The sequence below is a fragment of the Streptomyces camponoticapitis genome (genome assembly GCF_014646115.1).
Taxonomy (GTDB): domain Bacteria; phylum Actinomycetota; class Actinomycetes; order Streptomycetales; family Streptomycetaceae; genus Streptomyces; species Streptomyces camponoticapitis.
This window is the reverse complement of sequence record NZ_BMMV01000004.1, coordinates 46,816-71,399: the sequence shown is the minus strand read 5'-3', so window position 1 is coordinate 71,399 and position 24,584 is coordinate 46,816. Positions and strand designations below refer to the sequence as shown.

General features: G+C 69.8%; 28 protein-coding genes and 1 pseudogene. 15 read left to right on the top strand and 14 right to left on the bottom strand.

The genetic code is table 11. From position 1 onward, the window contains the following. Positions 1 to 173: 173 nt before the first annotated feature. On the top strand, positions 174 to 1,952 hold the full coding sequence (locus tag IEY79_RS07385; RefSeq protein WP_189106518.1) for a carbamoyltransferase family protein: 1,779 nt from the start codon (positions 174 to 176) through the stop codon (positions 1,950 to 1,952). A gap of 72 nt (positions 1,953 to 2,024) precedes the next feature. On the opposite strand, the gene IEY79_RS07380 is transcribed toward IEY79_RS07385, so the two are convergent. The 8 genes from IEY79_RS07380 to lxmK form a co-directional block, all read right to left on the bottom strand. Then, the gene (locus IEY79_RS07380) at positions 2,025 to 2,204 is read right to left on the bottom strand and encodes a hypothetical protein (protein ID WP_189106517.1); all 180 of its coding nucleotides are present in this window, start codon (positions 2,202 to 2,204) and stop codon (positions 2,025 to 2,027) included. A 153-nt stretch (positions 2,205 to 2,357) separates the two neighbouring features. Continuing rightward, the gene (locus IEY79_RS07375; protein WP_189106516.1) at positions 2,358 to 3,305 is read right to left on the bottom strand and encodes a sulfotransferase family protein; all 948 of its coding nucleotides are present in this window, start codon (positions 3,303 to 3,305) and stop codon (positions 2,358 to 2,360) included. Further along, positions 3,302 to 3,958, bottom strand: a complete 657-nt coding sequence (locus tag IEY79_RS07370; RefSeq protein ID WP_189106515.1) for a nitroreductase family protein — start codon at positions 3,956 to 3,958, stop codon at positions 3,302 to 3,304. Before IEY79_RS07370 ends, IEY79_RS07375 begins: the two co-directional genes overlap by 4 nt. Then, the gene (locus IEY79_RS07365) at positions 3,955 to 5,634 is read right to left on the bottom strand and encodes a hypothetical protein (protein ID WP_189106514.1); all 1,680 of its coding nucleotides are present in this window, start codon (positions 5,632 to 5,634) and stop codon (positions 3,955 to 3,957) included. The genes IEY79_RS07370 and IEY79_RS07365 overlap by 4 nt, the downstream gene beginning before the upstream one ends. After that, positions 5,631 to 6,302 carry a TOMM precursor leader peptide-binding protein gene (locus tag IEY79_RS07360; protein WP_189106513.1) on the bottom strand — a complete coding sequence of 224 codons (672 nt, stop codon included), beginning with the start codon at positions 6,300 to 6,302 and terminating at the stop codon, positions 5,631 to 5,633. Before IEY79_RS07360 ends, IEY79_RS07365 begins: the two co-directional genes overlap by 4 nt. Beyond that, entirely contained in the window at positions 6,281 to 7,585 is a 1,305-nt protein-coding gene (locus IEY79_RS07355; RefSeq protein WP_189106512.1) for a YcaO-like family protein, read from the bottom strand. The genes IEY79_RS07360 and IEY79_RS07355 overlap by 22 nt, the downstream gene beginning before the upstream one ends. A gap of 26 nt (positions 7,586 to 7,611) precedes the next feature. Beyond that, complete coding sequence (locus IEY79_RS07350) at positions 7,612 to 8,595, bottom strand: T3SS effector HopA1 family protein (protein ID WP_189106511.1); 984 nt, start codon at positions 8,593 to 8,595, stop codon at positions 7,612 to 7,614. Next, positions 8,579 to 9,685, bottom strand: a complete 1,107-nt coding sequence (gene lxmK / locus IEY79_RS07345) for a class V lanthionine synthetase subunit LxmK (protein ID WP_189106510.1) — start codon at positions 9,683 to 9,685, stop codon at positions 8,579 to 8,581. The genes IEY79_RS07350 and lxmK overlap by 17 nt, the downstream gene beginning before the upstream one ends. Before the next feature lie 175 nt (positions 9,686 to 9,860). Here lxmK and IEY79_RS07340 point away from each other — a divergent pair, with 175 nt between their 5' ends. From IEY79_RS07340 to IEY79_RS07290, 11 genes are all read left to right on the top strand, one after another. After that, the gene (locus tag IEY79_RS07340) at positions 9,861 to 10,553 is read left to right on the top strand and encodes a 2OG-Fe(II) oxygenase (RefSeq protein ID WP_229700727.1); all 693 of its coding nucleotides are present in this window, start codon (positions 9,861 to 9,863) and stop codon (positions 10,551 to 10,553) included. 324 nt (positions 10,554 to 10,877) lie between these two features. After that, entirely contained in the window at positions 10,878 to 11,192 is a 315-nt protein-coding gene (locus IEY79_RS07335) for a gas vesicle protein GvpO (protein WP_189106509.1), read from the top strand. 65 nt (positions 11,193 to 11,257) lie between these two features. Next, positions 11,258 to 11,722, top strand: a complete 465-nt coding sequence (locus tag IEY79_RS07330; protein WP_189106508.1) for a gas vesicle structural protein GvpA — start codon at positions 11,258 to 11,260, stop codon at positions 11,720 to 11,722. A 3-nt stretch (positions 11,723 to 11,725) separates the two neighbouring features. Then, positions 11,726 to 12,439, top strand: coding sequence for a GvpL/GvpF family gas vesicle protein (locus IEY79_RS07325; protein WP_189106507.1), 714 nt, complete (start codon positions 11,726 to 11,728; stop codon positions 12,437 to 12,439). A gap of 57 nt (positions 12,440 to 12,496) precedes the next feature. Continuing rightward, complete coding sequence (locus IEY79_RS07320; RefSeq protein ID WP_189106506.1) at positions 12,497 to 12,754, top strand: gas vesicle protein GvpG; 258 nt, start codon at positions 12,497 to 12,499, stop codon at positions 12,752 to 12,754. 26 nt (positions 12,755 to 12,780) lie between these two features. Then, entirely contained in the window at positions 12,781 to 13,377 is a 597-nt protein-coding gene (locus IEY79_RS07315; protein WP_189106505.1) for a hypothetical protein, read from the top strand. Continuing rightward, positions 13,370 to 14,530 carry an SRPBCC family protein gene (locus IEY79_RS07310; RefSeq protein WP_189106504.1) on the top strand — a complete coding sequence of 387 codons (1,161 nt, stop codon included), beginning with the start codon at positions 13,370 to 13,372 and terminating at the stop codon, positions 14,528 to 14,530. The genes IEY79_RS07315 and IEY79_RS07310 overlap by 8 nt, the downstream gene beginning before the upstream one ends. 37 nt (positions 14,531 to 14,567) lie before the next feature. After that, positions 14,568 to 15,029, top strand: coding sequence for a gas vesicle protein (locus IEY79_RS07305; protein WP_229700726.1), 462 nt, complete (start codon positions 14,568 to 14,570; stop codon positions 15,027 to 15,029). After that, positions 15,026 to 15,850, top strand: a complete 825-nt coding sequence (locus IEY79_RS07300; RefSeq protein WP_189106503.1) for a GvpL/GvpF family gas vesicle protein — start codon at positions 15,026 to 15,028, stop codon at positions 15,848 to 15,850. Before IEY79_RS07305 ends, IEY79_RS07300 begins: the two co-directional genes overlap by 4 nt. Before the next feature lie 104 nt (positions 15,851 to 15,954). Next, positions 15,955 to 16,131 (top strand): gas vesicle protein, encoded by a 177-nt coding sequence (locus IEY79_RS07295; protein WP_189106788.1) that lies wholly within the window; start codon positions 15,955 to 15,957, stop codon positions 16,129 to 16,131. A gap of 51 nt (positions 16,132 to 16,182) precedes the next feature. Next, positions 16,183 to 16,566 (top strand): gas vesicle protein K, encoded by a 384-nt coding sequence (locus IEY79_RS07290; RefSeq protein WP_189106502.1) that lies wholly within the window; start codon positions 16,183 to 16,185, stop codon positions 16,564 to 16,566. Between the two features lie 15 nt (positions 16,567 to 16,581). Here IEY79_RS07290 and IEY79_RS07285 read toward each other — a convergent pair whose 3' ends face one another. From IEY79_RS07285 to IEY79_RS07275, 3 genes are all read right to left on the bottom strand, one after another. After that, on the bottom strand, positions 16,582 to 17,025 hold the full coding sequence (locus IEY79_RS07285) for an Asp23/Gls24 family envelope stress response protein (protein WP_189106501.1): 444 nt from the start codon (positions 17,023 to 17,025) through the stop codon (positions 16,582 to 16,584). 153 nt (positions 17,026 to 17,178) lie between these two features. Then, positions 17,179 to 17,721 carry a DUF1707 SHOCT-like domain-containing protein gene (locus IEY79_RS07280; protein WP_189106500.1) on the bottom strand — a complete coding sequence of 181 codons (543 nt, stop codon included), beginning with the start codon at positions 17,719 to 17,721 and terminating at the stop codon, positions 17,179 to 17,181. 50 nt (positions 17,722 to 17,771) lie between these two features. Then, the gene (locus IEY79_RS07275; protein ID WP_229700725.1) at positions 17,772 to 18,338 is read right to left on the bottom strand and encodes a hypothetical protein; all 567 of its coding nucleotides are present in this window, start codon (positions 18,336 to 18,338) and stop codon (positions 17,772 to 17,774) included. A 211-nt stretch (positions 18,339 to 18,549) separates the two neighbouring features. Here IEY79_RS07275 and IEY79_RS07270 point away from each other — a divergent pair, with 211 nt between their 5' ends. Next, positions 18,550 to 20,415 (top strand): APC family permease, encoded by a 1,866-nt coding sequence (locus IEY79_RS07270; protein WP_189106499.1) that lies wholly within the window; start codon positions 18,550 to 18,552, stop codon positions 20,413 to 20,415. Positions 20,416 to 20,500: 85 nt separating this feature from the next. On the opposite strand, the gene IEY79_RS07265 is transcribed toward IEY79_RS07270, so the two are convergent. After that, positions 20,501 to 21,877 carry a serine hydrolase domain-containing protein gene (locus IEY79_RS07265; RefSeq protein WP_189106498.1) on the bottom strand — a complete coding sequence of 459 codons (1,377 nt, stop codon included), beginning with the start codon at positions 21,875 to 21,877 and terminating at the stop codon, positions 20,501 to 20,503. A gap of 112 nt (positions 21,878 to 21,989) precedes the next feature. Between IEY79_RS07265 and IEY79_RS07260 the strand changes: the two genes are divergently transcribed. Both IEY79_RS07260 and IEY79_RS07255 read left to right on the top strand, forming a co-directional pair. After that, positions 21,990 to 22,682, top strand: coding sequence for a TetR/AcrR family transcriptional regulator (locus IEY79_RS07260; RefSeq protein ID WP_189106497.1), 693 nt, complete (start codon positions 21,990 to 21,992; stop codon positions 22,680 to 22,682). 29 nt (positions 22,683 to 22,711) lie between these two features. Beyond that, positions 22,712 to 23,344, top strand: a pseudogene (locus IEY79_RS07255) (sensor histidine kinase); the annotation flags it as partial. Positions 23,345 to 23,432: 88 nt separating this feature from the next. Here IEY79_RS07255 and IEY79_RS07250 read toward each other — a convergent pair. Both IEY79_RS07250 and IEY79_RS07245 read right to left on the bottom strand, forming a co-directional pair. Then, on the bottom strand, positions 23,433 to 23,633 hold the full coding sequence (locus IEY79_RS07250; RefSeq protein WP_189106496.1) for a ferredoxin: 201 nt from the start codon (positions 23,631 to 23,633) through the stop codon (positions 23,433 to 23,435). A gap of 162 nt (positions 23,634 to 23,795) precedes the next feature. Beyond that, positions 23,796 to 24,377 (bottom strand): TMEM165/GDT1 family protein, encoded by a 582-nt coding sequence (locus IEY79_RS07245; RefSeq protein ID WP_189106495.1) that lies wholly within the window; start codon positions 24,375 to 24,377, stop codon positions 23,796 to 23,798. Positions 24,378 to 24,584 lie beyond the last annotated feature (207 nt).

Genomic DNA, 24,584 nt, shown 5'->3' with positions numbered 1-24,584 from the left:
ATAGGCCTGTTGGTTCCGGCGGAATCGACACCCTAATCCAGGGATCCCGCAACGGGAACATAATTCGGGATGGGACAAGTGCGTGCGTCTGCGGAACGTACCTCGGGCGTATGTGCCGTGTGTGTCCGTCCGGGAAACTGGTCGCCTATCGCTGTGCAGAGAGGTGAAGCCAGTTGATTGTGCTCGGCTACAACGGATTCAGTCGCAGTTCAGAGCTCTTCCAGCGTCTGTACGGCGCTACCGGTGTCGACCGTAATCTGCTCATGGGGCACGATGCGGCAGCGGCGCTCTCTGTCGACGGTGAAGTGGTGGCGGCCGTCGAGGAAGAGCGGCTCAACCGCGAGAAGAAGACCTCCGATTTCCCGGTGAAAGCCATCGGCTGGTGTACCGATTCCACCGGTGTCCGGCTCGACCAGGTGGATGTCTTCGCCTTTCCCTGGAAATTCACCTCCGCCGTGGCGGAGGAAATGATCGCGGGTATCTGTGCGCGGGACATGCCGGTCGAGGCGAAGTTCGATCATGTGCGACGGGTCGGCGAGCTCTACACGGGCATGCTCAGCCGGTCGGCGGTGCACGACGACTTCGTACGGCGCACCGGGTTCGAGATGGATCCCAACAAGCTCCTCCTCGTCCCGCACCACCTGGCTCACCTCATGTGCGGCTCCTATCTGGCGGGGGTCGGTGACGCCGCGTTCCTGGTGAGTGACGGCCGGGCCGAGACCCTCTCCTCGGTCATGGGGGAGCTGCGGGACGGAGTGGTCACCCTCTTCGACCGCGGCACCGTCGACATGGACAGTTCCCTCGCCCTGGCCTACGGAAAGATCACCCGTTATCTCGGATTCGTGCCCAACAACGACGAGTACAAGGTCATGGGTCTCGCCGCGTACGCTCCGCCGCCGACGCGCAATCCGCTCCTCGCGCAGGTGGTGAGACTTCGGGAGGGCGGTTCCTACACGCTCTCCATCCCCGGTGACAGGAGGGCGTACTACGCGCTCTTCGATCATCTCTTCGACGCGGACCCCGCCAAGCGCGAGGACTTCGACTTCCGGGTCAAAGTGGCGTCGATGGCCCAGCACATGGTGGAGGCCGTCACGGTGCACCAGACACGCGCCGTGGCCGCCGCCAGTGGTCTCGACACGCTGGTGTTCGAAGGCGGCCTGGCGCTCAACTGCGTCGGCAACACCAAAATGCTGGAGAGGTCTCCCTTCGCCGACATGGAGGTCAGTTTCGGCGCCGGGGATTCCGGAGTGGCGATCGGCGCCGCGGTCTACGCGGGCGGCCTCCCGCGGCGGGGGCCGAAGCCCGAGCCCACCCCCTACCTGGGGCCCGTCCACGGTGAGCAGGAGATTCACGAGGAACTGCTCCGCTTCAAGGACAGGGTCGAGTGGGTCGAGCTGGAAGACGGGGAGGTCGCACGGCGGACCGCCGAACTCCTTTCGGAGAAGAAGGTGGTGGGCTGGTTCCAGGGGCGCGCCGAGTACGGGCCGCGAGCGCTGGGGAACCGGAGCATCCTCGCCAATCCGGCGTTCGGCGATATCAAGGACATCATCAATCTCCGCGTGAAACACCGCGAGCCGTTCCGTCCGTTCGCCCCGGTGATCCTTGAGTCAGAGGCCCCGCGGGTCTTCGAGATGGGCAAGAAACGCCGGTCCCCCTACATGACCTTCGTCTTCCCGGTGAAGGACGACTACCGGGACAGGATCCCCGGGGCCTGCCATGTGGACGGCACCGCGCGGATCCAGACGGTCACCGCCCGGAGCAATCCGGAACTGGCGCGGCTCCTCGGTGCCTTCACCGAGCGGACCGGTGTCCCGTGCCTGCTCAACACGTCGTTCAACGTGGCGGGCGAGCCCATCGTCTGCTCTCCGAGGGACGCCCTGGAGTGCTTCCTCAAGACGGAGATCGACCATGTCGTCATCGGCCGCCATCTGGTGAGCAAGAAGAGCGGGTGAGCCGCTCCCGCCCGGAGGGGCACGAGGTGCCATCGATGTAGCGGCCGATGGCACCTCGCGCCTTTCAACCGGTCAGATCGACTGGTCCGGAGCGGCCGGCGAGGTGGTGCAGCACACGCCGGACGTACCGCCGGTGGGCCAGCAGTCGGTCCAGCCCGGGCTCTCCTCGATCCCGGACAGGGCCGTGGCGACGAGGCCCTCCCAGCTGGTCTCCGAAATGTCTCGTACCGTCAGTTCCTGTGCATCGGACATCGTGACTCTCCCATCTGATCTGTGTGCGTGACATGGTCCGGCCGGAATGCCCCGTCCTGGGACGGCGGCGCCCTGGCCGGCCCGCGTTCGGCGGCGCGCGTGGCTCGTCTCGGACACTTCACGGGTCTTCTCCTTTCCGCGTCGTCCGCCGGTTCAGTAGCCCAGTTCGTGGGCCAGGCCGGTCATCCGGTCGCACATCTCGTCCAGCAGCCCCCACTCGGGGTCGAAGCGCACGGGTCCGGGGTCGGGGACCGGCCTGAGCTTCGGGTTGCTCAGAAATTTGTGATCACCGCCGTACAGGCCGCCCGAGGGACCGTTGTTGGCGAACTGCCAGCTCTCGGGATGCAGCATCCGGTCGACCATGTCGTCGCTGGAGTCCAGTCCGAGCCAGTCGAGGAGCCGGCGTGACCACAGCTCCGGTTCACGGAGCAGATCCTCACCGCGCACGCGCATCCACTGATCGTCGGGCAGCTCCGCGAGGCCGGCCATGATCCTCCGGTGCGACAGGTACCAGGACGTCGCGGCTCCAACCGCCCGCACCTTCTTGTTCGTGAGGTACTGGGGGTTCTGCTCCTGCATGGAGCGCTGGGTGGTGACCGGGTGCCGGGTCAGGTGGAGGTACCTGGCCTTGGGGTAGTGAGTCAGGCAGCGTGCCAGCGACTCGTCCGTGGCCACGGTGTCCGGGGACTTCTCGACACCGACGAGCGGGCTGATGTGTCCCAGCAGATCGTCGAGCACGCTCGTCGTCGGCCGGTCCGTCCGGTCCAGCAGCCAGGTACGAGCACGGTCGAGCGCGTCCTGTGTCTGGACGCCCTCGTGTACCTGGGCGATGGCTCGGTAGACCCCGCTCAGCCGTGTCCTGCGGTACTCGGGAGGGAACCTCTCGGCTTCCGTGCCGTCGTCGCCGATCAGATCGCTCACCCGCTCGTTCGCGAAGACCAGCAACTCCGGGAAGCCGAAGATCTGCGGGTGGCCCGCGAGGAGCGCCAGGGTGACGGTGGAGAAGGAGCGTGGCGGGGAGAGAATGAAGACCGGCTCGGGATGGCCGGTGCTCGCGGTGCCGCCCTGGGCGGAAGCCGTGGTGGAGCCGGATGTGGTCATGTGTATCTCCCATCGATGTGGCCGACTGCCACGGTCAGCAAATGGCGCATTCCGGGCCGGTGGCGCCGGACCGCGGTGGTGGCCGGGCGGCAGCCGCTGGTGTAGACGCGTCCGCCGAGCCCGGCCGACAGCGCTGTGAGCCACAGCGCGTGTCCCAGGGCCCCGGCTGCGGAAAGGAGCGCCGGATACCCACTCCCGGTGGGCGGATCACTGACGCGTCGCAGGTCTCCGCAGACCAGCAGGAGAAGCGGTGCCTCCATGTAGAACCCGCAGAGCGGGGGGAGGCGGGGTATTTCGCGGACGGGGGTGCCGACCGTGCCCACCGAGTAGAGGTCACCGCCGCGGCCGGCGGCCGAAGGCCGGTGCCCGACGACGGCCAGCGCGTCAGCGCCGGTCCCGCCCGGGGGCAGCCCCGCCCGATGGATCCTCCAGGCCCTCTCCAGCAGGGTGCGCAGCTGCCCGTCGCCGACCCCCGCCGGGGTGAAGACGTGCGCCGGGGCGCGTTGTGCCGGCAGCCCGTGGAGGGCGGGGACGGGCGGCCTGCGGTCGGTGGCGGCAGCGGCGTCGTCATGGGTACGTGGTGACGCGCCGACCGTGCCGCGGCACACCGCCGCCACGTGAGTGACGGCGTCCGACATCCGGATCAGAGTCATCTCGAGGTCTCCTGTGCCGCCGGCCGGGCCCGGGTGTCGCAGGACAGGGCCGCGACGGCGGTGACGACCTCCCGTTCCGGATCGATCTCCAGCCACTCCGGCAGATCACCGCCCCATTCCGCGGCGAAGGTCAGCCGGATGCCGGATTCGACCGCTGCCACGGCGAGTTGCATGGCGGCAACGCCCGCTTCCAGGTGGGCCGTTCGCCAGGCGCCGTCGCCGTACATCGTGTGCAGGCCTCCGATGTCGGCCACGACGACCACGGCGGCGTCCGTCTCGTCGCCGTCCAGGCCGGCCCGTGCCAGCGCTGCCCGCCACGGGAGGGTGTCCGCCCGGACGGAACGGAGCCGATGGCCGATGTCGTCGTAGGCGAGGACGCAGCCGGGCATCCCGAAGAGCGACGGATCGGTCAGGACGTACAACTCGACGCAGGCGAGACCACCTTGGCTCGGCAGTCGCCGTTCGACGCCTGCCGGGCCCGCCGTCCGCCCGAGCGTGTGGGCGACGCTCGCAGACGGGCTCACGCAGGAGTTCTCGCCCGGGGCAGGTGCGGTCGGCAGCGCGCGAGCGGGGGACGTGGGGAAGGCCGTGCGCCGGTCGAGCGCCTTGCGCGACTGGCGGCGCCCGGTCGCCGTCACTCTGGCTGTGGCGGCCAACTCCGGCGGGGGCAGGGCCTGCTGCCATTCGTACGCGTCGACGGCCTGCGTGGTCGCCGCCGGCCAGGAGTCCCCCGCCGCCCGGCCGTCCCCGCACCGTGCGCAGCCGGTGTCGGGTGTCAGGAGCCGGCGCTCGATGGTCCCGGAGCCGGCCATGACCCGGACAACGGTGTTCAGCGTCGCCGGTGGAGTCGTGCTGCCGAGTACCGCCAGTACCTCCGACGTGGTCAGTGCGGTCAGGAGATTCGTGGCCGCCTCGTCAGGTGCGAGCCCGGGTACGGGGCCCTGATCCGGTTCGTCGCCGCCGTCGCCGCGCAAGCAGTCCACACAGGAGGACTGTCCGGGCCAGAGCAGCGGGCCCACTTCCACCGCGTCGGCCCGGCAGGCCGTACGCAGCACCGGAACACCCGCGGCGTGAGCCGATGCCACCAGATTCGCCAGCACGGCCGGACGGTCCGGCTCGTCGAACGCGACCACCAGACCGGTGCCGGGAGGCAGGTCCCCGGCCCCGGTCGGCCAGGTGCCGTCGGCGGGCGCTTCGGCCGTCGTGACCGTGCCGACGCCACTGGCGGCGAGGTCCTCGGCCAGTGGCGTGCCCAGCTGCTCACCGGTCACGAGCAGCACGCTCGCGGCCGCCAGCGCGGCCAGCAGGTCCTCGGCCGAATCGTGGCCGCCCATGGTGTTGATGGTGCGGGAGTAGTACACGACCACGTCGTCGGAGACCTGCGGACGGGCCGTGGACCGCGGGCCACCGGATTCGAGCACACCCCAGTCGCCGATGAGTTCCAGCGTCCGCCGGAGCCGTGCGGGCTCCACGTCGAGCCGGGCGCACAGCGCCGCGTGGTCGTGACGGCCGTCGAGGAGCGGCAGCAGCCGGGTGACGAACTCCGTCGACGCCCCGCCGAGGAGCATCCGGTGCGGGCCGCCCTCGATCACCAGTCCGCCGGGGGCCTGGACGCGCGCGAGACCACGGCAGAGCGCGGGGAACGCCGGGACCTCGTAACGAGGTGGGCGACTCATCGACGGGCCTCCGCCCCGCGGATGGGCAGCGCGGCGAGGGCCGCCCGCAGACGCCCCGGACCGGGGTCCCCGAGCGGGTCGCGGGCGGGCCCCGAAGGGCCACAGCGGGGACAGCCGTGGCGCGGGACGACGTGGTTCCTGTCGATGCCCCACTCCCTGAGCCGGACGGTGGTGACGATGCCGTCGTCAGGCCCGTCCGGCCCACCCGCCTCGGGTACGGCCCGCAGACAGCCGGCCGCCACGGCCGCGGCCAGCCGGGCGTGCTGCGGCAGAAACCCACCGGGGCCGGGCTGCTCACCGACGTCGTAGGAACGGTGCAGCAGTGCCGTGGCGGCGGCTTCCCGGTCGTGCTGCGCGCGCCGTCCCTGGAAGCAGCGGAAGCACGGCCCGTACGGCGGCCGGACGAGCGGTCCGACCCGTACGACCGCGTTGTCCATGACGACGGGAAGCCAGGGGCGCGAGAACCGGTACGCGAGGCTGTCCAGCCGTTCACAGAGACTGGGGGCGGGATTCCGCGCGGCGAGTACGGCGGTGCCACGCATCGTGCTGAACGCCTGCTCGACGTCGTCGGGCGACAGCACGGCGCTGCCCGCGAACTGTGCGGACAGCAACCGCGCGGTCCGCACACCGAACCCGCCGACGGCTATCAGAGAAAGGGCTGCGGCCACGGGTTCAGTTCCTCCTCTCGACGTACGGGAAAGCCCAGGTGGGCGGGTGCCTCGTAGAGCCTTGGATGGGCCCGGTACTGCCCGTGCTGATGAAAGGTCAGCGGCTGCAGAGCGGGGATGACCACGCAGACGGCGGTCAGTCCGGCGACCTTGAGTTCCCGGGTGGTCCGGTCCACGGCCACGGCCTGCATCCCGCGCCCGCGGAGAGCCCGGAGCAACTGCTCCAGGGCCGCTGTGGAGTCGGTGGGCAGCGCCGGCCGGCCGGGAGTGCCGTGCCGCCGGGTACCGCCGTGGCCGCCGAGCAGGAAATCGAAGGACTGCCGCCGCTCCGCCTTTCCCATGAGTTCGGCACCCGCCATGATCAGGCCGAAGCTGCCCGGGTCCTCGCGGTGGAAGAGAGCACGTGCCGGGACGGATTCGAGCAGGGCTTTCGCAGCGGCCTGCGGAAGGTCGCGTCCCGTGGCACAACCGACGATCTGGCGGCACGCCTCGTCGTACTCCGAGGTCTGCACGCAGTAGACGGTCGGCACGCCCATGTCGGTGGTGGCGTCGAAGAAGTACGTTTCCAGGAAGTGCCGGTCGCTGTATTCGATCAGTGCGCTCAGGTCGTCGGTCGGCGCGTCGAAGGTGATCCGGGGCAGGGGCAGCATCTGCAGCCAGGTGAGTGCGGCGGCGTCCCGCTCGCAGACCTCGGCGATGCCTCGCACGATCGCCTCCACGGGATCGGAGTGCACCGCGTACCCGGTCGAGATCCGGTTCCAGAAGCCCTCCGCGTCGGCGGGCCGCCGCACGCCGTGGCGGGCCATCACGGCGGGGACCCACATCGGCTCCCTGGTCGCCAGGTCGAGACCCTGATTCCACCTGATGCGCTGATGGGGGTCGTACGGAGTCACCGGACAGTGGCCGCTGCGGTACTCGCGCGGTGAACACCTGGGCACCGCGCTCATGTCCAGGACGCGGCCGTCGAGTTCGGCGGCCGTGGCCCACACTTCCCGGTCACCGGGAAAGTCCGTGCCCGCGTAGCGTTCCGCCCCCTCGGCGATGGCGGTGAGCGCTGCCTGTTCCGGTCCGTCCAGGGACCGTCCGGCACCTCTGAACTCGTCGGGGCGCTCGACACCGGGAGCGCCGCCGATCCGTGCCGAGGCGAGGGACAGCCGGCCGAGCCCTCTCACCGGTGCCCCCGGCAGAACCTCAGACATCACCCCGTAGGGGGACACGAGCGCCCGCAGTCCTGCCGCGAGTTCGTCGCCGAAGGGCGCCCCGGCCGGGGGGACGACGCCCACAGGCCGTGTCCGCGCCGCCCCCCGAGTCATCGGGCCGAGCCGGCGGTGCTGAAGCCGATCCGGGGCGAGTCCAGGTTCCGGTGGGGAGCGGACGGGTCGATGCCCGCGTCGAACAGAGCCCCGGCCACCGCCTCTTCGCGCGTTCCCGCCCGGTCGCCGAGCACCTGGCCGACCAGGCCTTCGGCGACGGCCGTCGCGCGGTGCTGCCCGAAACTCCGGCCCGTCTGACCGCCGGGCCTCTCGGCGAACGGCTGCCACGCCACGGACACGCCCGGCGCCACCCGCTCCGCGAAGACGGAGACCTCGGAGCCCCGGCCCGGAAGGTCCACGACACAGTGGGCCACGTCCGCCACCGTGTCCCACGCCTCCGGGCCCAGATAGACGACGAGGGCATCCCTCCGCGGGACCAGGTGGGGTGAGGAAGCGACCTTGAGCCGGTACGGAACGCCCCTGTCCTCAAGACAGTTGAGGACGAGGCCCCAGGCGGCCTCGGCCGCGGCCAGGCTCTCCAGGCTCACGTAGACGCGCAGGGTCGGCTTGCGAACAGAGCGTCCCCGGCTGCCGTCGGTGAGGAAGAACCCGGGCGAGAGTGCGGGGCGGGCGGCCGGCATGGCGAGGTAGACCACGTCATCGCCCTGGTACGGGGCGTCGGGGACCACTCGCTCCACCGGCACACGTACCCGTGTGCCGTCGACGGTGACCAGGAGTTCCCCGTCCCTCCGGTCGTTCACCCGGGCGCTGGTGAGCGAGTTCCGGAAGGGCATGGCCTCCGCCAGCCGGGCCTCCAGGGCGGCGTCCCGCTCCACGTCCTTGTTCTTGTACATGTCGGCCGGCCGGCCCGAGTGAAGGAACTCGTACAGTGCCCACCGCAGGTAGATGGAGAGGTGGCGGGGGGTGTTCGCCTCCAGTTTGTGACCGTCCACGACCGCGGAGCGGCCGTCGGTCTCCACCACGACCCGCTCCAGCTCATGGGCCAGAGCCGGATCCAGTCGGTCAGTTGCTGCGGGCATCGAGCACTCCCATCTCCAGAAGCCGGGCGAGGTCACCGGGGGCCAGCAGAGCCCTGCGGCCCATCCCGTTGGCCACGTACTGGGTCGCGCTGAGGAGCGCCATCCGGGCCACGACGTTGAACATCCGGTCGTACAGATGCCAGCCGGCGTACGAGATCGCGCGGCGCGGCAGATCGGGATCCGGTGTGTCGCGCACCGACGTGTAGCCGTCCCAGAACGCCTTGACGGTGGGTTGCACGGTCCGCAGCTCGACCACGGTCTGCGCCGAGATCTCCTCACGCGTCGCACCGGTCGCCGACCTCGGCAGGCCGGCGTCGCCGGTGTGCAGAACGCGGGCCGCCCGGTCCGCGGCCAGATACAGCCACTCCCCGACGAACATCCCCACGTCGCGGGCCGGGTCCCCGAGGCGGAACTCCTCCCAGTCGACGATGTGGGTGCCCTGTTCGGACACCAGGATCTGATCGAGCCGGAAGTCGCAGTGCGACGGCACTCTCGGCGCGGCCTCCTCCCCCTGGCGCAGCGCCCGAACCGCGTCCACGACCGGCTGGTCCTGCTGGAGGAGACGCCAGCCCTGGAGGACGGCGGCACTGGAGGCCTGGAACTGTCCGAGGGACAGGCCGTCCAGGGAGTCCAGTGGCGGATACGGCGGCGGAGAGGTGTCGACGGAAACACCTTCGGACAGCGGCGTTTCATGGAGCCGGCCGATCACCTCACCGACGTGGCGGGCGAGTTCAGGCCCGAAGCCCGACTCACGTGCCAAGTCGTGGGCGGGCTTCGCGTCCCGCACGAGATCGAAGACAAGGAGATTGTTCTCCTCGTCCGATCCGATGAGTTTCGGCGTGCGGAGTCCCGGAATCCCGATCTCCTCGAATTGCTTGGCCCTTTCGAGACCGGGCGCCCGCTGCCCCGGCGCCGCGTTCAGCTGCTTGACGAAGATTCCGCGACCCGCAGTGGTGAAGCCCGAGCACTTGCGATGACGTCCGGAATGGCTGACCACCGTCTCCGGCAGGAGTTCCCCCAGATCCAGGCGTGAGAGAAGCGAGTTGACCGGGGCGAGACCGGGGATTCGTGCGCCGCTCGACGAATGCATGGGGATCAGTGTCGCTGCCGTTCGTACGAAGCACATACGCGGCGGACACGTCGTGATTCCGCACGCCGGGTACGAATCACATACGAAGGAACGGCAGGGAGGAGCGTGATTGACGCTCTCTCGCAACACGGTTATCGTCGCTGCCTCAATTGCGGGGCGAATGAGGGGAATCGAAATGACTGAAGCGGTCGACCTTCCCATGCGGCCGTCACCGGGTGAGAACGCGACCTGGCAACTGTCGACGAAGGTCTGTCGTATCTCCCATTTCCTGGCGGAAGAGACCGCGGAGCTCCTGCTGAGCCGTGCGATCCAGGCCCCTCAGGAAGACCTGTATCCCTCACGTGTACGGGGCAATCAGGTGGACACCCGTACGCGCCGTGCCCTCAGCCATGTCGGCTTCGAAGCCGGGGAACTGACCGACGCCATCAACAGGGTCCGCGGCCCGGTCGAGCGGGCGCTGGGAATCTCCTGCGAGGGTACCGAGCCCGCCTTCGCCCTGAACATCCACAACGACGGCGACTTCTACCAGCCGCACCAGGACGTCAGCGGTCATGAGGCGGCCAAGGGCCTGCTGGCCGCCAACCGTGTGGTGACCTTCGTCTACTACATGCACCGGACCCCGGTGGCTTTCAGCGGCGGGGCCCTGCGGATGTACGACACGGCCGCGCCCCTGAGCATGGACGGAACCCTGGACCCGAAGGAGTGCACCTACCGGGACTACCCCGCCGAGCACAACAGCGTCATCTTCTTCGCCCCGTCCGCGTTGCACGAGGTGAGAAGGGTGAGCTGTCCCAGTGGGGAGCACGCGGACAGCCGCTTCGCCGTCAACGGCTGGCTCTGCAGGAACCCCGCGGTCCAGGTGGAGTGAATCTCTCACGGGGTCGTATACCCGCTCCGGACGCCTGGATGTCCTCGTCAGCAGCCTCGGCCCCGTCCCGCCCGGGACGGGGCCGAGGTGCGTGCGGGACCGGCCCCCGCCCGCCCCGCCCCGGCCTGGCCTGGTCGGCACGATCGCGGAGACCAGCCGATCCGCCTCGCCACGCGCTCCCCGGTCGATCAATCGGTGGGGACCGGGCATTTCAGGTCATGCATACGTTCGGATCCCAGGGGCACTCGCAGTTGAAGCCAGGGATGAATGGCTGACCGACGACTCCGACAGGGAGTCCCGGACGACCCACGACGGGCGGAGAACATGGCGACGACTGAGAGCACCGACAGCAAGAACGGCAACAGCGCCGGGGGCGGCCAGGAACGTATCGATGTCGCCACGGCCATGCGAAAGGCCGCCGGTCAACTTGCCGGGCTGCTCCAGTGCGAGCCCAGTTCCGTTTCCTCGCTGAAGGCCACGGACGACGGCTGGACCGCCGACGTGGAGGTCGTCGAGATCGAGAAGATCCCGGACACCACGAGTGTGATGGCTTCCTATCGTGTTTCCCTCGACGGTCAGGGCCAACTCCTCGGCTACGAACGAATTCGCCGGTACTCGCGAGGGCAGGTCGACCACTGAGTCGCGCCACCCTTTCGCGTTCGATCCGGACCGAATGACACAACTCATCGGAAGGAAGGCCGACCATGAGTCTCGTACAGCAGAGCAATGCTTCGAACAGCTCGGGCGGAAGTGGATCAGGAAACCTCTACGACGTTCTTGAGCTCATTCTCGACAGGGGGCTCGTCATCGATGCCTTCGTCCGCGTGTCCATCGTCGGAATCGAGATACTCAAGATCGATGTAAGGGTCGTCGTCGCGAGTGTCGACACCTATCTTCGATTCGCCGAGGCGTGCAACCGTCTGGACCTCGAATCGGGCCGCAAGGCGCCCACCCAGCTCACCGACATCGTCGGCGACACGGTGGAGAGCGGCGCCAAGGGCAAGTCGAAAGGAGCACTGACGGGCGCGGTCGAAGCCTTCAGCGACTCCCTCAAGAGCGGACGCGACAGCGCCGACGACGACTCCGAGGAGAAGGAGAAGGAGCGCCGTCCGGCCCGTAAGTCCACCGCTTCCAGCAGCCGCCGCAGCACCCAGCGCCGGGAGGAGTAGCCCATGCCCACCTACATCTACGCCATCACCGGGGCCGATCACCCGCTGCGGCTCGACGGGCTCAAGGGCGTCGGGGACCCGCCGTCCGACCTGCGGACCGTCAGGACCGGGGATCTCGGCGCCGTCGTCAGCGACACACCGTCCGACCTGCGGGCCAAGCGCCGCGACCTGGTCGCCCACCAGAGCGTCCTGGAGCGGCTGATGGCCGAGGGTGCCGCGCTGCCGATGCGGTTCGGCCTCGTCGGTCCCGACGACGACCAGGTGCTGGCCGCCCTGGAGCAGGAGCGGGAGAGCTACACCGCCCGCCTCGGCGAGCTCGACGGGCGGCTGGAGTACAACCTGAAGGTCTCACGCCCCGAGGAGAGCCTGCTGCGGGAAATACTCTCCGCGTCGGGGGACGTGCGGCGGCTCAGTGAATTCACCAGGCAGAACCCCGGGGCCCAGAAAGAGAAGATGGCTCTCGGTGAACTCGTCTCACAAGAGATCCAGGTGCGGCAGGGCACCGTGGGAAATGAGATCACCTCCGTGCTGACCGCCGAGGCGGAGCGCGTGTCGGCGGGCGAGCCCACCAAGGCGCACTTCCTCAATGTCTCCTTCCTCGTGAAGCGCGACGAGGCCGCGGCATTCTCGCAGGCGGTGTACGAGGAGGCCGAACGGCGGGGCGACGACTACGAGTTCACACTCAACGGTCCCCTGCCGCCCTACAGCTTCGTCTGACGTCACCGCCGGCGCGGACGCCGGCGGACGACGCCGACGCGGACCCGAGGAGTCGCGATGGGCCTCATTACGAACATCCTCACCTTTCCGCTCGCCCCGGTCCGGGGCACGGCTTGGGTACTCGATCAGGTCGTACTCGCCGCCGAGCGTGAGCATTACGACCCGGAGCCCGTACGCGGGCAACTGGCCGCGCTGGAGAAGGAACTGCTGAGCGGTTCCATCGACGAAGAGGAATTCGACCGGCGCGAGGACGAACTGCTGGACCGCCTCGAAGAGTGCGAGTCCTACCAGAAGCGACTACGGAACAACTCCTGAGCACGGGAGATTGAGGTGTACCAGAGATGACAGGCAATGCGAAGATAGGTGTCGCCCTTGTGGGCGGATACCTGCTGGGACGTACGAAGAAAGCCAAACTGGCGATCGGCTTCGGAATGTTCCTGGCCGGCAAGAAGCTGAGCTTCGACCCGAAGCAGCTCGGCAAGCTGGTGAGTAATTCCCCGGTTCTCGGCACCCTGAACGACCAGGTCCGCAAGGAGTTGGTGGGCGCCACGAAGACAGCGGCCACCAACGCCCTGACCCAGCGGGCGTCGGGCCTCGCCGACTCGCTGCACCGGCGGACTCTCGAACTCGACGGCAAGGAAGAAGCCGCCGAGGAGCGGGAGGACGACGAGCCCGAGGACAGCGAGCCCGAGGACAGCGACCCCGAGGACCGCGATCAGGAAGATCACGAGCGCGACTCGGAACCGGACGAGAAGCCGGCCCCGCGCCGTAAGACCGCGGCGAAGGCGCCCGCCAAGTCGGCCGGTCGCTCCGCGTCCAAGGCCACGTCCGGCGCCCGCAGGACCGCCTCGGGCGGCGCCCGCAAGAAGACGGCCTCGGGAGCGCGCAAGACCACCTCGTCCGCCCGCCGGAGTGAGCGGGGTGGCGACAATGGCTGACACCGCCTTCGGCAAGCTCAAGGACGACGTGGCGAAGAGCCCCGCCACCGACCGTCTCAAGGAAGAACTGCAGAACTACCTCCGGGCACGCGCCGAGCACGCCGTCACCAGTCTCGGGCACCGGCTCGGTGAGGGTGTCGGCAAACTGGCCGACGGCAAGGGCGGTCCGGGCGGTGCCGTGAAGAGCCTCGCCAAGGGCGGACAGGCTCTCGGCGAGGGCAAGTCACCGGCGCAGGCCGCCATGGCCGCCGGGACGTCGCATCTGAAGGACACCATCAAGGAGAAGGTGAAGGGTCTGTTCGGCAAGGGACGCAAGGGCGGTGGCGGCAAGTCGAAGAGCGTCACCATCACCGAGGACATCGACGTCGGCGTGCCCGTACGCGAGGCGTACGACCAGTGGACCCAGTTCCAGGAGTTCAGCACCTTCGCGAAGGGCGTCGTCAGTGTCGAGAAGGCCGACGACACCAGCAGCAACTGGAAGGTGAAGGTCGCCAAGTCCACGCGCAGCTGGAAGGCGAACGTCACCGAGCAGGTGCCGGACGAGCGGATCACCTGGACCACCGAGGGCGCCAAGGGCACCGTGAAGGGCGTGGTGACATTCCACGCCATCACGGACAATCTGACGCGGGTGCTGCTGGTTCTTGAGTACTTCCCCAAGGGGCTGTTCGAGAAGACCGGCAATATCTGGCGTGCCCAGGGCCGCCGCGCCCGGCTCGACCTCAAGCTCTACCGCAAGTTCATCATGATGCGCGGCGAGGCCACCGACGGCTGGCGCGGCGAGATCCGCGACGGCGAGGTCGTGCTGGAGCACGACGAGGCGGTCGAGGAGGAAGAGGCCCGCGCCGAGGAGGAGTCCGCCGAGTCCGACGAGGAGCCCACGGCCTCCGAGGAGACGGAGGACGACCGCTCCTTGGAGGAGGACCCCGAGGCCGAGGCCGAGGCAGACGCGGACGCGGACGCCGAGTACGCCGAGGACGAAGAGCTCCCCGAGGACGAGCGGGACGAGTACGACGAAGAAGCTCCCGCCGACGAGCCCCGCGCCGAGGACGGTTACGAAGAGGAGCCCCTCGACGAGGTCGAGGAAGAAGAGGAAGAGGAAGAGCAGCCGGCCCGGCGTTCCTCCCGGCGCCGTACCGCCTCGGCGCGTCGCTGACCCGCGCCGCCGACAGCACAGACAGGGCTGATTCCACGTGTCCGATTCACTGGCCGGCCGTATGGGGACCTCGTCGGGAGCGTCCCCGTACGGCTCCGGCCCGCAAGCGTCGTCCGCCAATCTCGCCGACATCCTTGAGCGCGTCCTGGACAAGGGAATTGTCATCGCGGGCGATATCCAGATCAATCTGCTCGACATCGAACTGCTGACGATCAAGCTGCGCCTGCTGGTCGCGTCCGTGGACAAGGCCAAGGAGATGGGCATCGACTGGTGGGAGCACGACCCCTCGCTCTCCTCCCGGGCCCGCCCCGCGCAGCAGGTGAACGGTTCGGGGAGCGCGTCCGCGGGTGGCGGCGCCGTCGATCCGTCGGCGGACCGGCTGGCGGTGGAGAACGAGCGACTGCGGGCCGAGATCGCGGAGTTGCGGGCGGGTGCCGGGGCCGGTGGCGCGCTTACGGAAGGCGCTCCGGAAGCTCCGGAAAGTGAGGGCGGGCGATGACCTCCGACGCCGGGACGTCCTCGATGGTGTACGTCTACGCGGTCGGCCGCGCGGGAACACCGCTCGACGGGGCGTTCCCCGGTCGCACCGGTGTCGGCGACGGGCCGCTGCGGACGGTGCGCGCCGGTGCGCTCGTCGCGCTGGTCTCGTCGGTTCCGAACGACTCCTTCGGCGCCGACGGTCTGAAAGCGCAGATGGAGGATCTGACGCGGCTCGAAGTGCTGGCCCGCACGCACCACGCCGTGGTCGAGGCCGCCTACGAGAGCGCGACGGTCCTGCCCATGCGGCTCGCGACGGTGTATCTGGACGACGCGCGCGTGACGGCGATGCTGGCCGAGCGGGAGGAGGAGTTCCGTGACCTTCTCTCCCGGCTCGAAGACCACGTCGAACTCGGCGTGAAAGTCTACGCGGACCCGCGTGAGGCCGTCGTCACGGCCGAACCGGAGGAGGAGCCCGCGATGAGCCCCGGGCGGGCCTATCTGCGACAGCGCCGCGCGCAGCGGCGCAGCCACCGGGACTCCTACGCCGCCGCCGGAGCCATCGCCGCGGAGATCCCCGTACGCGTGGCGGGCCTCGTCGGCGGCCGTGTGGCGCACCGCCCCCAGCAGGGCGATCTCGCCCAGGGGGCCGGCGAGAACATCGCCAACGAGGCGTATCTGGTGCCGGCCGCGCACGTCGCCGACTTCCGTGGCGCGCTGACGGGGCTCGGTGAGGGAACGCCGGGCGTACGGGTCGAGATCACCGGCCCCTGGGCGCCGTACTCCTTCGCGACACCGCCACAGGCACCCGAAGGCGAAGGCACGGACGGGGGTCCCCGGTGAACGGTGAGCTGAGCACCGCGCTGCCGAGCGTCGGGTTCGCCGGGACTCCTACGAGGAATTCCGGCGCGCCGGTCGGCGACTCCCGCGACTCCGGTGACGACTCCATCGAATCCCTCGCGGGGCGCCAGGTCGCGCTCATCGATCTCCTCGACCGCCTCCTCACCGGGGGCGCCGTCCTCACGGGCGATCTCGTGCTGTCCGTCGCCGATGTGGATCTGGTGCACATCAATCTGCGGGCGGTCATCCGCTCCATCACGCCCGACGAGCCCGCGCCGTGGTGAGCGGGCCCGGGTGCGCCGGGGGCCGTCCCGGCACGCACAAGGAGGCACACCATGGCTGACGACGACACCAAGTTCAGGGACGTGGCGCAGGCGGCGGCCCGCGCCTTCGATCTCGTACCGACAGGCCCGGACGAGCCGCGCCCCGGACGCGGAGTCGCCCAGCGCCTGGAGACGGATCCGGACACGGTGGAACGAGACCTGATCAAGCTCGTTCTCACCATTGTCGAACTGCTGCGCCAGCTGATGGAGCGCACCGCGCTGCACCGGGTGGACCAGGGCGATCTCCGCGAGGACCAGGAGGAACGCATCGGAATGACGCTGATGATCCTCCAGGACCGCATGGCGGAACTCTGTGAGCGTTACGACCTCACGATGGAGGACCTGAATCTGGACCTCGGCCCGCTCGGGTCGCTGCTACCCCGCGATTCCGGTTGAGCCGGAGACTCCCGCTCACCGCGCGCGGGGCGATCCGCCGCCCTCGTCGTCCGAATCCGGCAGGTGTACGTCGAGGACGTCGATGTTCACCTCGGCGACCTCGAGGCCGGTCATGGTCTCGACCGCGTCGGCGATGCCCGACCGGATCTCCTCGGTGGTCCTGGTGATCGGATACCCGTACTCCACCACGACGTCGACATCCACCGCGGCCTGCTTCTCACCTACCTCGACCTGCACCCCGCGGGTCGCGTCGTCGGACCGGACCATCTTGTCCCGCGCGGCTCCCAGGGTCCGGGTCATACTGCCGCCCATCGCGTAGACCCCGGACGCGTCACGGGTGGCGATACCGGCTATCGAGGCGACGACCGAGTCAGCGATCGTCGTCGTTCCCTTGATGTCACCGTGGTGGTGGTGACCGTTGGACATTGCTGTTGTTGACGAGGCTTCTTTGACTGCCATGACCGACTCATCTTCCTGCGATAGGGAGCGATGTCGCGAGCGATTTCACAGCCGCCGCGGATTCCCCGGGACGGCCGTACCCCCTATCCACTGTGCTCCGCGCATCTCCATCACGCCATTCGGGTGAGCCGGAGCCACCGCGCCCCGCTCCGCTCAGCGGTGTGCGTGGCGGATCTTCAGCCGGCCGAAGCCCATGGTTCCGGAGATCCGGATCGTCGGTCCGCCGGGGCGGGAGCGGCGCGCGGGCTTGTAGTGCGTGTCCTTCCACCCCGTGCCCACGTTCTCGAACTCCACGACGGCGTCGCGCGGGACAGTGATCTTGGCCTTGCCGGTGCCGAGCTGCAGCTCGATGTCGATCACCGGATACTCGATGACCGCCCGGGACAGGTCGAGGCGCACATTGCCGTAGGCGGACTCGACCTTGAGCGTCCGGGGGACGCGCCAGGGGCCGCGCCGCCGGATCCGTCCGCCGTGGACGGCGATCGTGGACGTGGTGGCCGGCTTCTCCGCGGGGAGGGAGGCCAGAGCATGCGCGAGTCCGTCGTGCGTCCGGGCGGTGAGCGCCTGGTTGAGGAGTCCGTCCATCTCCTCGTGCGAGATGTGGCCTTCGGCGTACGCCTCCTGGAGGCGCCGCACGGCCGTGTCGCGGTCGTCTTCACTGATCCGTGGCGGCCGGTTCTCCGGCAGGGAAGTCACCCGTTCACTCTAATGCCGGGACCGTGCCGGTCATGGGCCCCGGGACGAGATCAGATCAGGCCGGAGACCTTGAAGACGGTCTTGGCCGCGTCGCGCTCGACGCGCTGTGCCAGTTGCCGCATCTCGGTGGCCCCGTACAGCAGTGTTCCCCGGCCCAGGGAGGTGCGGGCGCCCCGGTCCAGCAGGTGCCACAGCCGCGGGTTGGCGACGAGCACCCGCGGGTCCACCTCGACGCTGTCGCCGTCCAGGTCGCGCAGGACCAGCCGTTGGGCGACACCGTCGGACCAGCGCACGGAGACGAGCCGGTCGGTGCGTACGGTCCGCTCGCGCAGCAGTTCGCGCGAGGCGATCCAGTCCTCTCCGGCGCTGACGCGTGCCGGCAGGAGTACGACGAACAGCAGGACGGTGAGCGCGGTCCAGACGACGGCGCGCAGGGCGGTGAGGTGGCCCGAGCCGCCGTCGACCACCAGGAACAGCGCGAGCAGCAGGGCGGAGCAGCGGATCGCGAACCGGCGCTCGCCGGCCCAGTTCTCGTCGCAGCCGGAGTCCCCGGCGGGCCCGGCACCGCCGGTGTCACGCCCCGGTGTGGCCGGAAATCGTGCAGCAGGACGTTTCATGCAGCCGAGGTTAGGAACGCCGGCGGCGTGTGGCGGACCCGTTGACGTATCGCTGACGCGGGCCCCCGGGAACCCATACAGCCTCCTGACGGGCCGCATCAAGAAGGCGTGAGGTCGGGGCTCGTTCGCGCCAAGAACGTGCCGGCGGCGGCCTGCGGCAACCGGGTGCGGCCACACCCTGAGCGGACCTGAGACGAAGGAGACCGCTCACATGTCCGTCCTGTCCGTCGAGAAGGGCACCACGCCCGGCGCCACGCCCGGCGAAGAGGAACCACCGGATCCCACCGGAGCCCGCCACAAGCTCACCGCTGTCACGGGCCTGGCCGCGCTCTCTCTCGACGCGATGGCCTCGGTGGCGTACGGCCCCGAGGCCATCGTGCTGGTCCTGGCCGCGGCGGGAGGTTACGGGCTCGGCTTCGCCCTTCCCGTCACCCTCGCCATCGCCGGACTGCTCGCGGTCCTGGTCGCCTCGTACCGTCAGGTGATCGCCGCCTTCCCGGACGGCGGTGGCAGCTACGCGGTCGGCAAGGCGTATCTGGGCCGGCGTACGAGTCTGGTCGCCGCCGCCTCCCTGGTCCTGGACTACGTGCTCAACGTGGCGGTCGCGGTCACGGCGGGGGTGGCCGCGCTGACCTCCGCCTTCCCGGGGCTCTACGGCAGCCGGGTGTGGCTGTGTCTCGGGGTGCTGGTGCTGGTCACGGCCGTGAACCTGCGCGGCATCGTGGACTCGGCGCGCGCGTTCATCGTGCCGACGGCCGTCTTCGTCGGCTCGATCCTCGTCCTCATCACGGTCGGCCTGTTCCGCGACTCCCCGGCCGGCACGGAGGCCTCCGCCGGACACGCCTCCGCACTCGCCGACAACGCGACCACCGTGGGCGCGCTGCTCCTGCTGAAGGCGTTCGCGTCCGGGTGCTCGGCGTTGACGGGTGTCGAGGCCATCGCGAACGCCGTCCCGTCCTTCCGCGCCCCGGCGGCCCGCCGCGCGCAGCACGCGGAGATCGCTCTCGGTGCCGTGCTGGGCGTGATGCTGATCGGTCTGTCCGTGCTGATCTCCCGCTTCGGGCTCCAGCCGGTCGAGGGTGTCACGGTTCTCGCCCAGCTGGCGGACGCCTCGTTCGGTCACAATCCGGCCTTCTACGTCGTCCAGTTCGCGACCGTGGTGCTGCTGGCCCTGTCCGCCAACACCTCCTTCGGCGGCCTGCCTGTCCTGCTCAAGCTGCTGGCCAGGGACAACTACCTGCCCCATGTCTTCGGGTTGAAGGCCGACCGGCAGGTGCACCGCCACGGTGTGCTGACCCTCGCGGCCGTCTCCGCCGCGCTTCTCGTCTTCTCGGGCGGTGACACCAACACGCTCGTTCCGCTCTTCGCGATCGGGGTCTTCGTCGGCTTCACCATCGCCCAGACCGGAATGGTGATCCACTGGCGCGCCGTCAGGGGCCCGCGCTGGGCGGGCAAGGCGCTCCTCAACGGGGTGGGTGCGCTGCTCACCGGTGCCAGCGCGATCGTCGTCACCGCGACCAAGTTCCACGACGGCGCCTGGCTGATCGTCGTGGCACTGCCGTTGCTGGTCGCCGGGTTCGAGTGCGTACACCGCGCGTACGCGAGGATCGGCGAGCGCCTCGGGGTCGGGGCCATCCCCGCGCCGCCGCGCCGCGGCCACTCGCTGGTCCTGGTCCCGGTCGGCTCACTGACGCGGCTGACCAGCGAGGCCCTGACCGCTGCCGCGTCTCTGGGCGACGAGGTGCGTGCGGTGACGGTCTGCCACCCGGACCCCGAGGACCGCGCGCGGACGGAGGCGCTGGTACGGGACTGGGCGCTGTGGGACCCGGGTGTGCCGCTGGTCCGGGTGGACTCGGCCCGGCGGACGGTCGGACGCCCGGTCGCCGCGTACGTGGGCGAACTGGCGGCCGCCGAGCCGGACACCCGGATCACCGTACTGATCCCCGAGGTCGAACCGGCCCGGCTGTGGCAGCGGGTGCTCCAGAACCAGCGCGGCGCCGTGGTCGCCCACGCGGTCCGCCGCGACACCGACGCGGTGATCTGCCGGCTGCGCTTCCGGCTGGACGACGGCCGCTGAGCGCGGGCCCCTGAGCGCGCGGGCGGCCGGAGGTGCGCGGCTGAGCGTGGGCGGTCGACGGGGGAGGCCGACCGACCGCTCCCGGTCAGGATGCCGCCGGGGTCCGGCCGAAGAGCCGGCCCGCCAGGTCGACGCCCACGGCCGCGCCGTCCGCGTCGCGGCTGAAGTAGCCGCGCTGCCCCTTCAGTCCGCCCTCGGTGACGATGTACTCGTCGCCGTCGCCGGGCAGGAAGCCGATCTCCGCCGCCGGGTAGTCCGGCGGCATGTCGGCGTCCGACGCCGCGCGGATCTCCGGCTTGATCCCGACCGCGAGGGTGAGCCGGGAACCGTCCGTGGCGATGTCGAGGTTCATGGCGTCGATCTCGTAGTGGCCGACGGCCTCGCGGGCCCGCTTCTCCTCGTACGGGACCGGCTCGGGGGCCCGGTCGACCACGCCGAGGTAGTGGGTGAGGGCCCATTGCAGGACGGACTGGTTGAACGGGTAGCCGTCGGGGCCGCCGTTGGCAAGCGAGACGACCGCGAAGTTACGTTCGGGCACGATGAGCAGTTCGGCGAACTGGCCGTTGCCCGAACCGCCGTGGCCGATCGTGCGGACGCCGTCCACGTCGCGCAGGAACCAGCAGATGCCGAAGGCGTCACCGAGCGTGCTGGCGCGCAGCTCGACCGTCTTCTCCCGCATGCGGTGCAGCGTCTCGGCGGGCAACACACCCTCACCGTCACCGAGTTGGAAACGGGCCCAGCGCAGGAGGTCGCTCACCGTGGAGGCGATGCCCCCGCCGGGGTTGTCGCCGCGCGCTCCCTCGCGGAACGCCTTCCACGGCTGGGCGACGCGCAGTTCGCCGTCCTCGCCCCGGTTGTATCCGACGGCGAACTTGCGCACCATCACGTCGTCCAGCCCGAAGACGGTGTCCGACAGCCCCGCCGGCTTCAGCACCAGGGACGCCACGGCCTGCTCGAAGGGCAGGCCCGTGACCTTCTCGATGATCCGCCCCGCCAGGTTGTACCCGGCCTGGCTGTACGAGGCGCGGGTACCGGGAGGCGCGATCAGCGTCAGCTCCGACATCCTCGCCACGAAGCCGGGCAGGGAGCTGTCGCCCTCGCCGGTGTCGATGAGGTTCCAGTCGAGGCCCGCGGTGTGGTTGAGCAGGTTGAGCACGGTGATCCGCTCCGCCGCCTCCTCGTCCGAGAGCTTCAGCTCGGGAACGTAGCGGCGCACCGGTGCGTCGAGGTCGACCTTCCCCTCGGCGACCAGGCGCATCATCGCGGTCGAGGTGAACGTCTTCGTCACCGACGCCAGATGGAACAGCGTCTTCTCGTCCACCGGCAGCGGGTGGCCGACGCTGGTCACACCGTGGGAGGCGTAGCTCTCCCGGCCGTCCATCAGCACCCCGACGGATACGCCCGGGACATCGAACTCCTTGGCACTGGCCTCGACGAACTCCGACAGCTTGTCCTGCGACATCTCTGTTCCCCTCCCGTTTCGCTGCACTTGAACTAAGTACAAGTAGGAGCGTAGATCGCCTTCCACCCCCGCGCAAGCGGTGAATGAACTTAGTTCAAGTAGACTGGGCGCCATGCCTCGGAACACGCTGACCCCGGACCGGATCGTGCGCGCGGCCATCGAGCTGCTGGACGAGGAGGGCCTGGACGGCCTCAACATGCGCAGCCTTGGCGGCCGGCTCAACTCGGCGGCCACGGCGGTCTACTGGCACGTGAAGACCAAGGACGAGCTGGTCCGGCTGGCGGTCGACGCCCTCTACGACGAGGTCGAACTGCCCGATCTCGACTCGACCGACTGGCGCACGGCCGCCACCGCGCAGGCCACCGGCATGCACGCGCTGCTCACCCGGCACCCGTGGTTCGTGCAGGCCTTCGGCAGCCATCTCGTCTACGGCCCCGGCATGGCCCGCAGTGACAACCACAGCCTCGGCATCTACGAGAAGGCGGGCTTCGCGCCCGCCGACGCGGACCGGGCGGCCGCCACGGTGCTCATGTTCGTGCTCGGCAGCGCCCTCGGACCGGCCTCCCAGGTCTCGCTGACCCGGCGGCTGCGGAAGAACGACGGTGACGCCGAACGGCAGTTGGCCGACACCCTGGCGCGGAGCGCCGAGATCGCGATGCGGTTCCCGCTCCTGCGCGAGCGCCTGGACACCCCGGCGGCCGCCGACTACGCCGCCGCTCCGGACAACAGCTTCGAGTTCGGCCTTCAGGCCATCCTCGACGGCTTCGAGGCCCGCCTCGCCGCCGCCAAACGGCCGGGCCGGTAGCCGGGGCCGGCAGCCGCGGGGAAAGCGGCCGGTCGCTGCGCTCCGACGACGTCGAGTGGTCCGACGAGGACCACGACGAACTCCTCGCCGGTATCGAGGAGGGCGCCGACCGTCTCGACAATCTGATCGGGAATCTTCTCGACATGTCCCGGCTGCAGACCGGCACGGTGACCACGTTGATCCGTGAGATCGACCTGGACGAGGTGGTCCCGATGGCTCTCGGGGGTGTGCCGGAGGGCAGTGTCGTGCTGGACATCCCGGAGGACGTACCGATGGTCGCCGTCGATCCGGGCCTGCTGGAGCGCACGGTGGCCAACATCGTCGAGAACGCCGTCAAGTACAGCCCCTGGGACGAGCAGGTGCTCGTCTCCGCCAGCGCGATCGCCGACCGGGTCGAGGTCCGTGTGGTGGACCGGGGGCCCGGGGTCCCGGACGACGCGAAGGACCGGATCTTCGCGCCCTTCCAGCGGTACGGGGACGCCCCGCGGGGTGCCGGTGTCGGGCTCGGTCTCGCGGTCGCCCGGGGCTTCGCGGAGGCGATGGGGGGCACGCTCGCCGCCGAGGACACCCCGGGTGGCGGCTTCACCATGGTGCTGACGCTGCGGTCCGCCGCCGGTCACCCGCCGGCGCGGCCCGATCTGCCGGCCACGGCGACTTCCTGACCGCGGCGCGGAGGCGGAGCCGTGGCAGGGGGCGGTCTCCGTCGGAGTGCCACCCGCTACGACTCCGCCTCCAGCGCGGGCGGTACGGCTACGAGTTGTCGATCACGGTGATGGCGGCCGAAGGACAGCCGGACGCGGCCTCACGGACAGCCGCGTGCAGCTGCTCCCCGGGCTGGGCCTCCAGCAGCATGACGATCGCGTCCTCGTCGCGCTGGTCGAAGACCTCGGGCGCGAGCACGACGCACTGGCCGGCGCCACAGCACAGGTCCTCGTTCACGGTGATTTTCATTCGGATCCCCTTTTCCAGACGATGAGTTGTGAGCGGCGACACGCGAAGAGGATCACCCTTTCACGGGCACCGCGCACCAGCCACCCGCTACGCCCGGGTCGGGTCCCGTGTCGCTCCGGTGGCCGGTCACCTGCCGCCCCGCCACCCGTCTCCCGCCGCCCGTCAGAGGGTGAGGGCCTCGACGAGCGTCCAGATCGCGAGCCCGGTCATGCACAGGGCGCCGATGCGCTGAACGGTCTTCAGCGGTACCCGCTGGGCGATGAAGCGGCCCGCCAGCAGGGCGAGCGCGGAGACCGACATCAACGCGAGGACCGAGCCGATCGCGGTGGGCAGCCAGCCGTTGCTCGCGGCCAGGTTGGCGGTGGTGATCTGGGTGAGGTCGCCCCACTCGCTGATGAAGACGGCCATGAAGGCGGTGGTGTAGACGGGCCAGAAGCCCGTGACGGTCTTGCCCGCGCCGTCCTCGTCGTCGTCGCCCCCGCTGCGCAGCAGAACGACGGCGCCGAACGCGAACAGGGCGGCCGAGACGAGCTTGACGGCGATCTCCGGGAGAAGGCCCAGCAGGCTGCCGGCGCCCACGGCGATGGCGACGTGCACGATGAACGCGGTGGAGGTGCCGAACCAGACGTACAGCGGCCGCATCCGGGTGCCCATGGCCAGTGAGGCGAACATGGTCTTGTCGGGGAGCTCCGCGAGGAAGATGAGCCCGAAGGCGGTGATGATCGCCAGGGGGTCGAAAGTCATTCCCTTGCTTTCTGCTGGGGCCGGGCCGTGAGCTCGTACGGCACCCAGAAGGCGACGGGAGGAACCACTCGACCCGGCACGACGGGCGACCCGCACAGAAGCGCGGGCCGAATCATGCCTTGGTCGAAGGTCTCGTCCGCCCCGCGTGAGACGCGGTGGCCCGGTGGCCGGGACGCCCTGAGGTGTCCAGTGTGTCGACCAGCGGTT

Excerpts from the sequence above, each read along its gene's own strand:
- IEY79_RS07370 (WP_189106515.1), bottom strand. The coding sequence starts at position 3,958 with ATGACTCTGATCCGGATGTCGGACGCCGTCACTCACGTGGCGGCGGTG.
- IEY79_RS07340 (WP_229700727.1), top strand. The coding sequence starts at position 9,861 with ATGACTGAAGCGGTCGACCTTCCCATGCGGCCGTCACCGGGTGAGAAC.
- lxmK (WP_189106510.1), bottom strand. The coding sequence starts at position 9,685 with ATGCATTCGTCGAGCGGCGCACGAATCCCCGGTCTCGCCCCGGTCAAC.
- IEY79_RS07290 (WP_189106502.1), top strand. The coding sequence starts at position 16,183 with ATGGCTGACGACGACACCAAGTTCAGGGACGTGGCGCAGGCGGCGGCC.
- IEY79_RS07315 (WP_189106505.1), top strand. The coding sequence starts at position 12,781 with ATGACAGGCAATGCGAAGATAGGTGTCGCCCTTGTGGGCGGATACCTG.
- IEY79_RS07335 (WP_189106509.1), top strand. The coding sequence starts at position 10,878 with ATGGCGACGACTGAGAGCACCGACAGCAAGAACGGCAACAGCGCCGGG.
- IEY79_RS07265 (WP_189106498.1), bottom strand. The coding sequence starts at position 21,877 with ATGTCGCAGGACAAGCTGTCGGAGTTCGTCGAGGCCAGTGCCAAGGAG.
- IEY79_RS07260 (WP_189106497.1), top strand. The coding sequence starts at position 21,990 with ATGCCTCGGAACACGCTGACCCCGGACCGGATCGTGCGCGCGGCCATC.
- IEY79_RS07275 (WP_229700725.1), bottom strand. The coding sequence starts at position 18,338 with ATGAAACGTCCTGCTGCACGATTTCCGGCCACACCGGGGCGTGACACC.
- IEY79_RS07325 (WP_189106507.1), top strand. The coding sequence starts at position 11,726 with ATGCCCACCTACATCTACGCCATCACCGGGGCCGATCACCCGCTGCGG.
- IEY79_RS07330 (WP_189106508.1), top strand. The coding sequence starts at position 11,258 with ATGAGTCTCGTACAGCAGAGCAATGCTTCGAACAGCTCGGGCGGAAGT.
- IEY79_RS07365 (WP_189106514.1), bottom strand. The coding sequence starts at position 5,634 with ATGAGTCGCCCACCTCGTTACGAGGTCCCGGCGTTCCCCGCGCTCTGC.
- IEY79_RS07285 (WP_189106501.1), bottom strand. The coding sequence starts at position 17,025 with ATGGCAGTCAAAGAAGCCTCGTCAACAACAGCAATGTCCAACGGTCAC.
- IEY79_RS07350 (WP_189106511.1), bottom strand. The coding sequence starts at position 8,595 with ATGCCCGCAGCAACTGACCGACTGGATCCGGCTCTGGCCCATGAGCTG.
- IEY79_RS07375 (WP_189106516.1), bottom strand. The coding sequence starts at position 3,305 with ATGACCACATCCGGCTCCACCACGGCTTCCGCCCAGGGCGGCACCGCG.
- IEY79_RS07310 (WP_189106504.1), top strand. The coding sequence starts at position 13,370 with ATGGCTGACACCGCCTTCGGCAAGCTCAAGGACGACGTGGCGAAGAGC.
- IEY79_RS07245 (WP_189106495.1), bottom strand. The coding sequence starts at position 24,377 with ATGACTTTCGACCCCCTGGCGATCATCACCGCCTTCGGGCTCATCTTC.
- IEY79_RS07380 (WP_189106517.1), bottom strand. The coding sequence starts at position 2,204 with ATGTCCGATGCACAGGAACTGACGGTACGAGACATTTCGGAGACCAGC.
- IEY79_RS07250 (WP_189106496.1), bottom strand. The coding sequence starts at position 23,633 with ATGAAAATCACCGTGAACGAGGACCTGTGCTGTGGCGCCGGCCAGTGC.
- IEY79_RS07300 (WP_189106503.1), top strand. The coding sequence starts at position 15,026 with ATGACCTCCGACGCCGGGACGTCCTCGATGGTGTACGTCTACGCGGTC.
- IEY79_RS07320 (WP_189106506.1), top strand. The coding sequence starts at position 12,497 with ATGGGCCTCATTACGAACATCCTCACCTTTCCGCTCGCCCCGGTCCGG.
- IEY79_RS07270 (WP_189106499.1), top strand. The coding sequence starts at position 18,550 with ATGTCCGTCCTGTCCGTCGAGAAGGGCACCACGCCCGGCGCCACGCCC.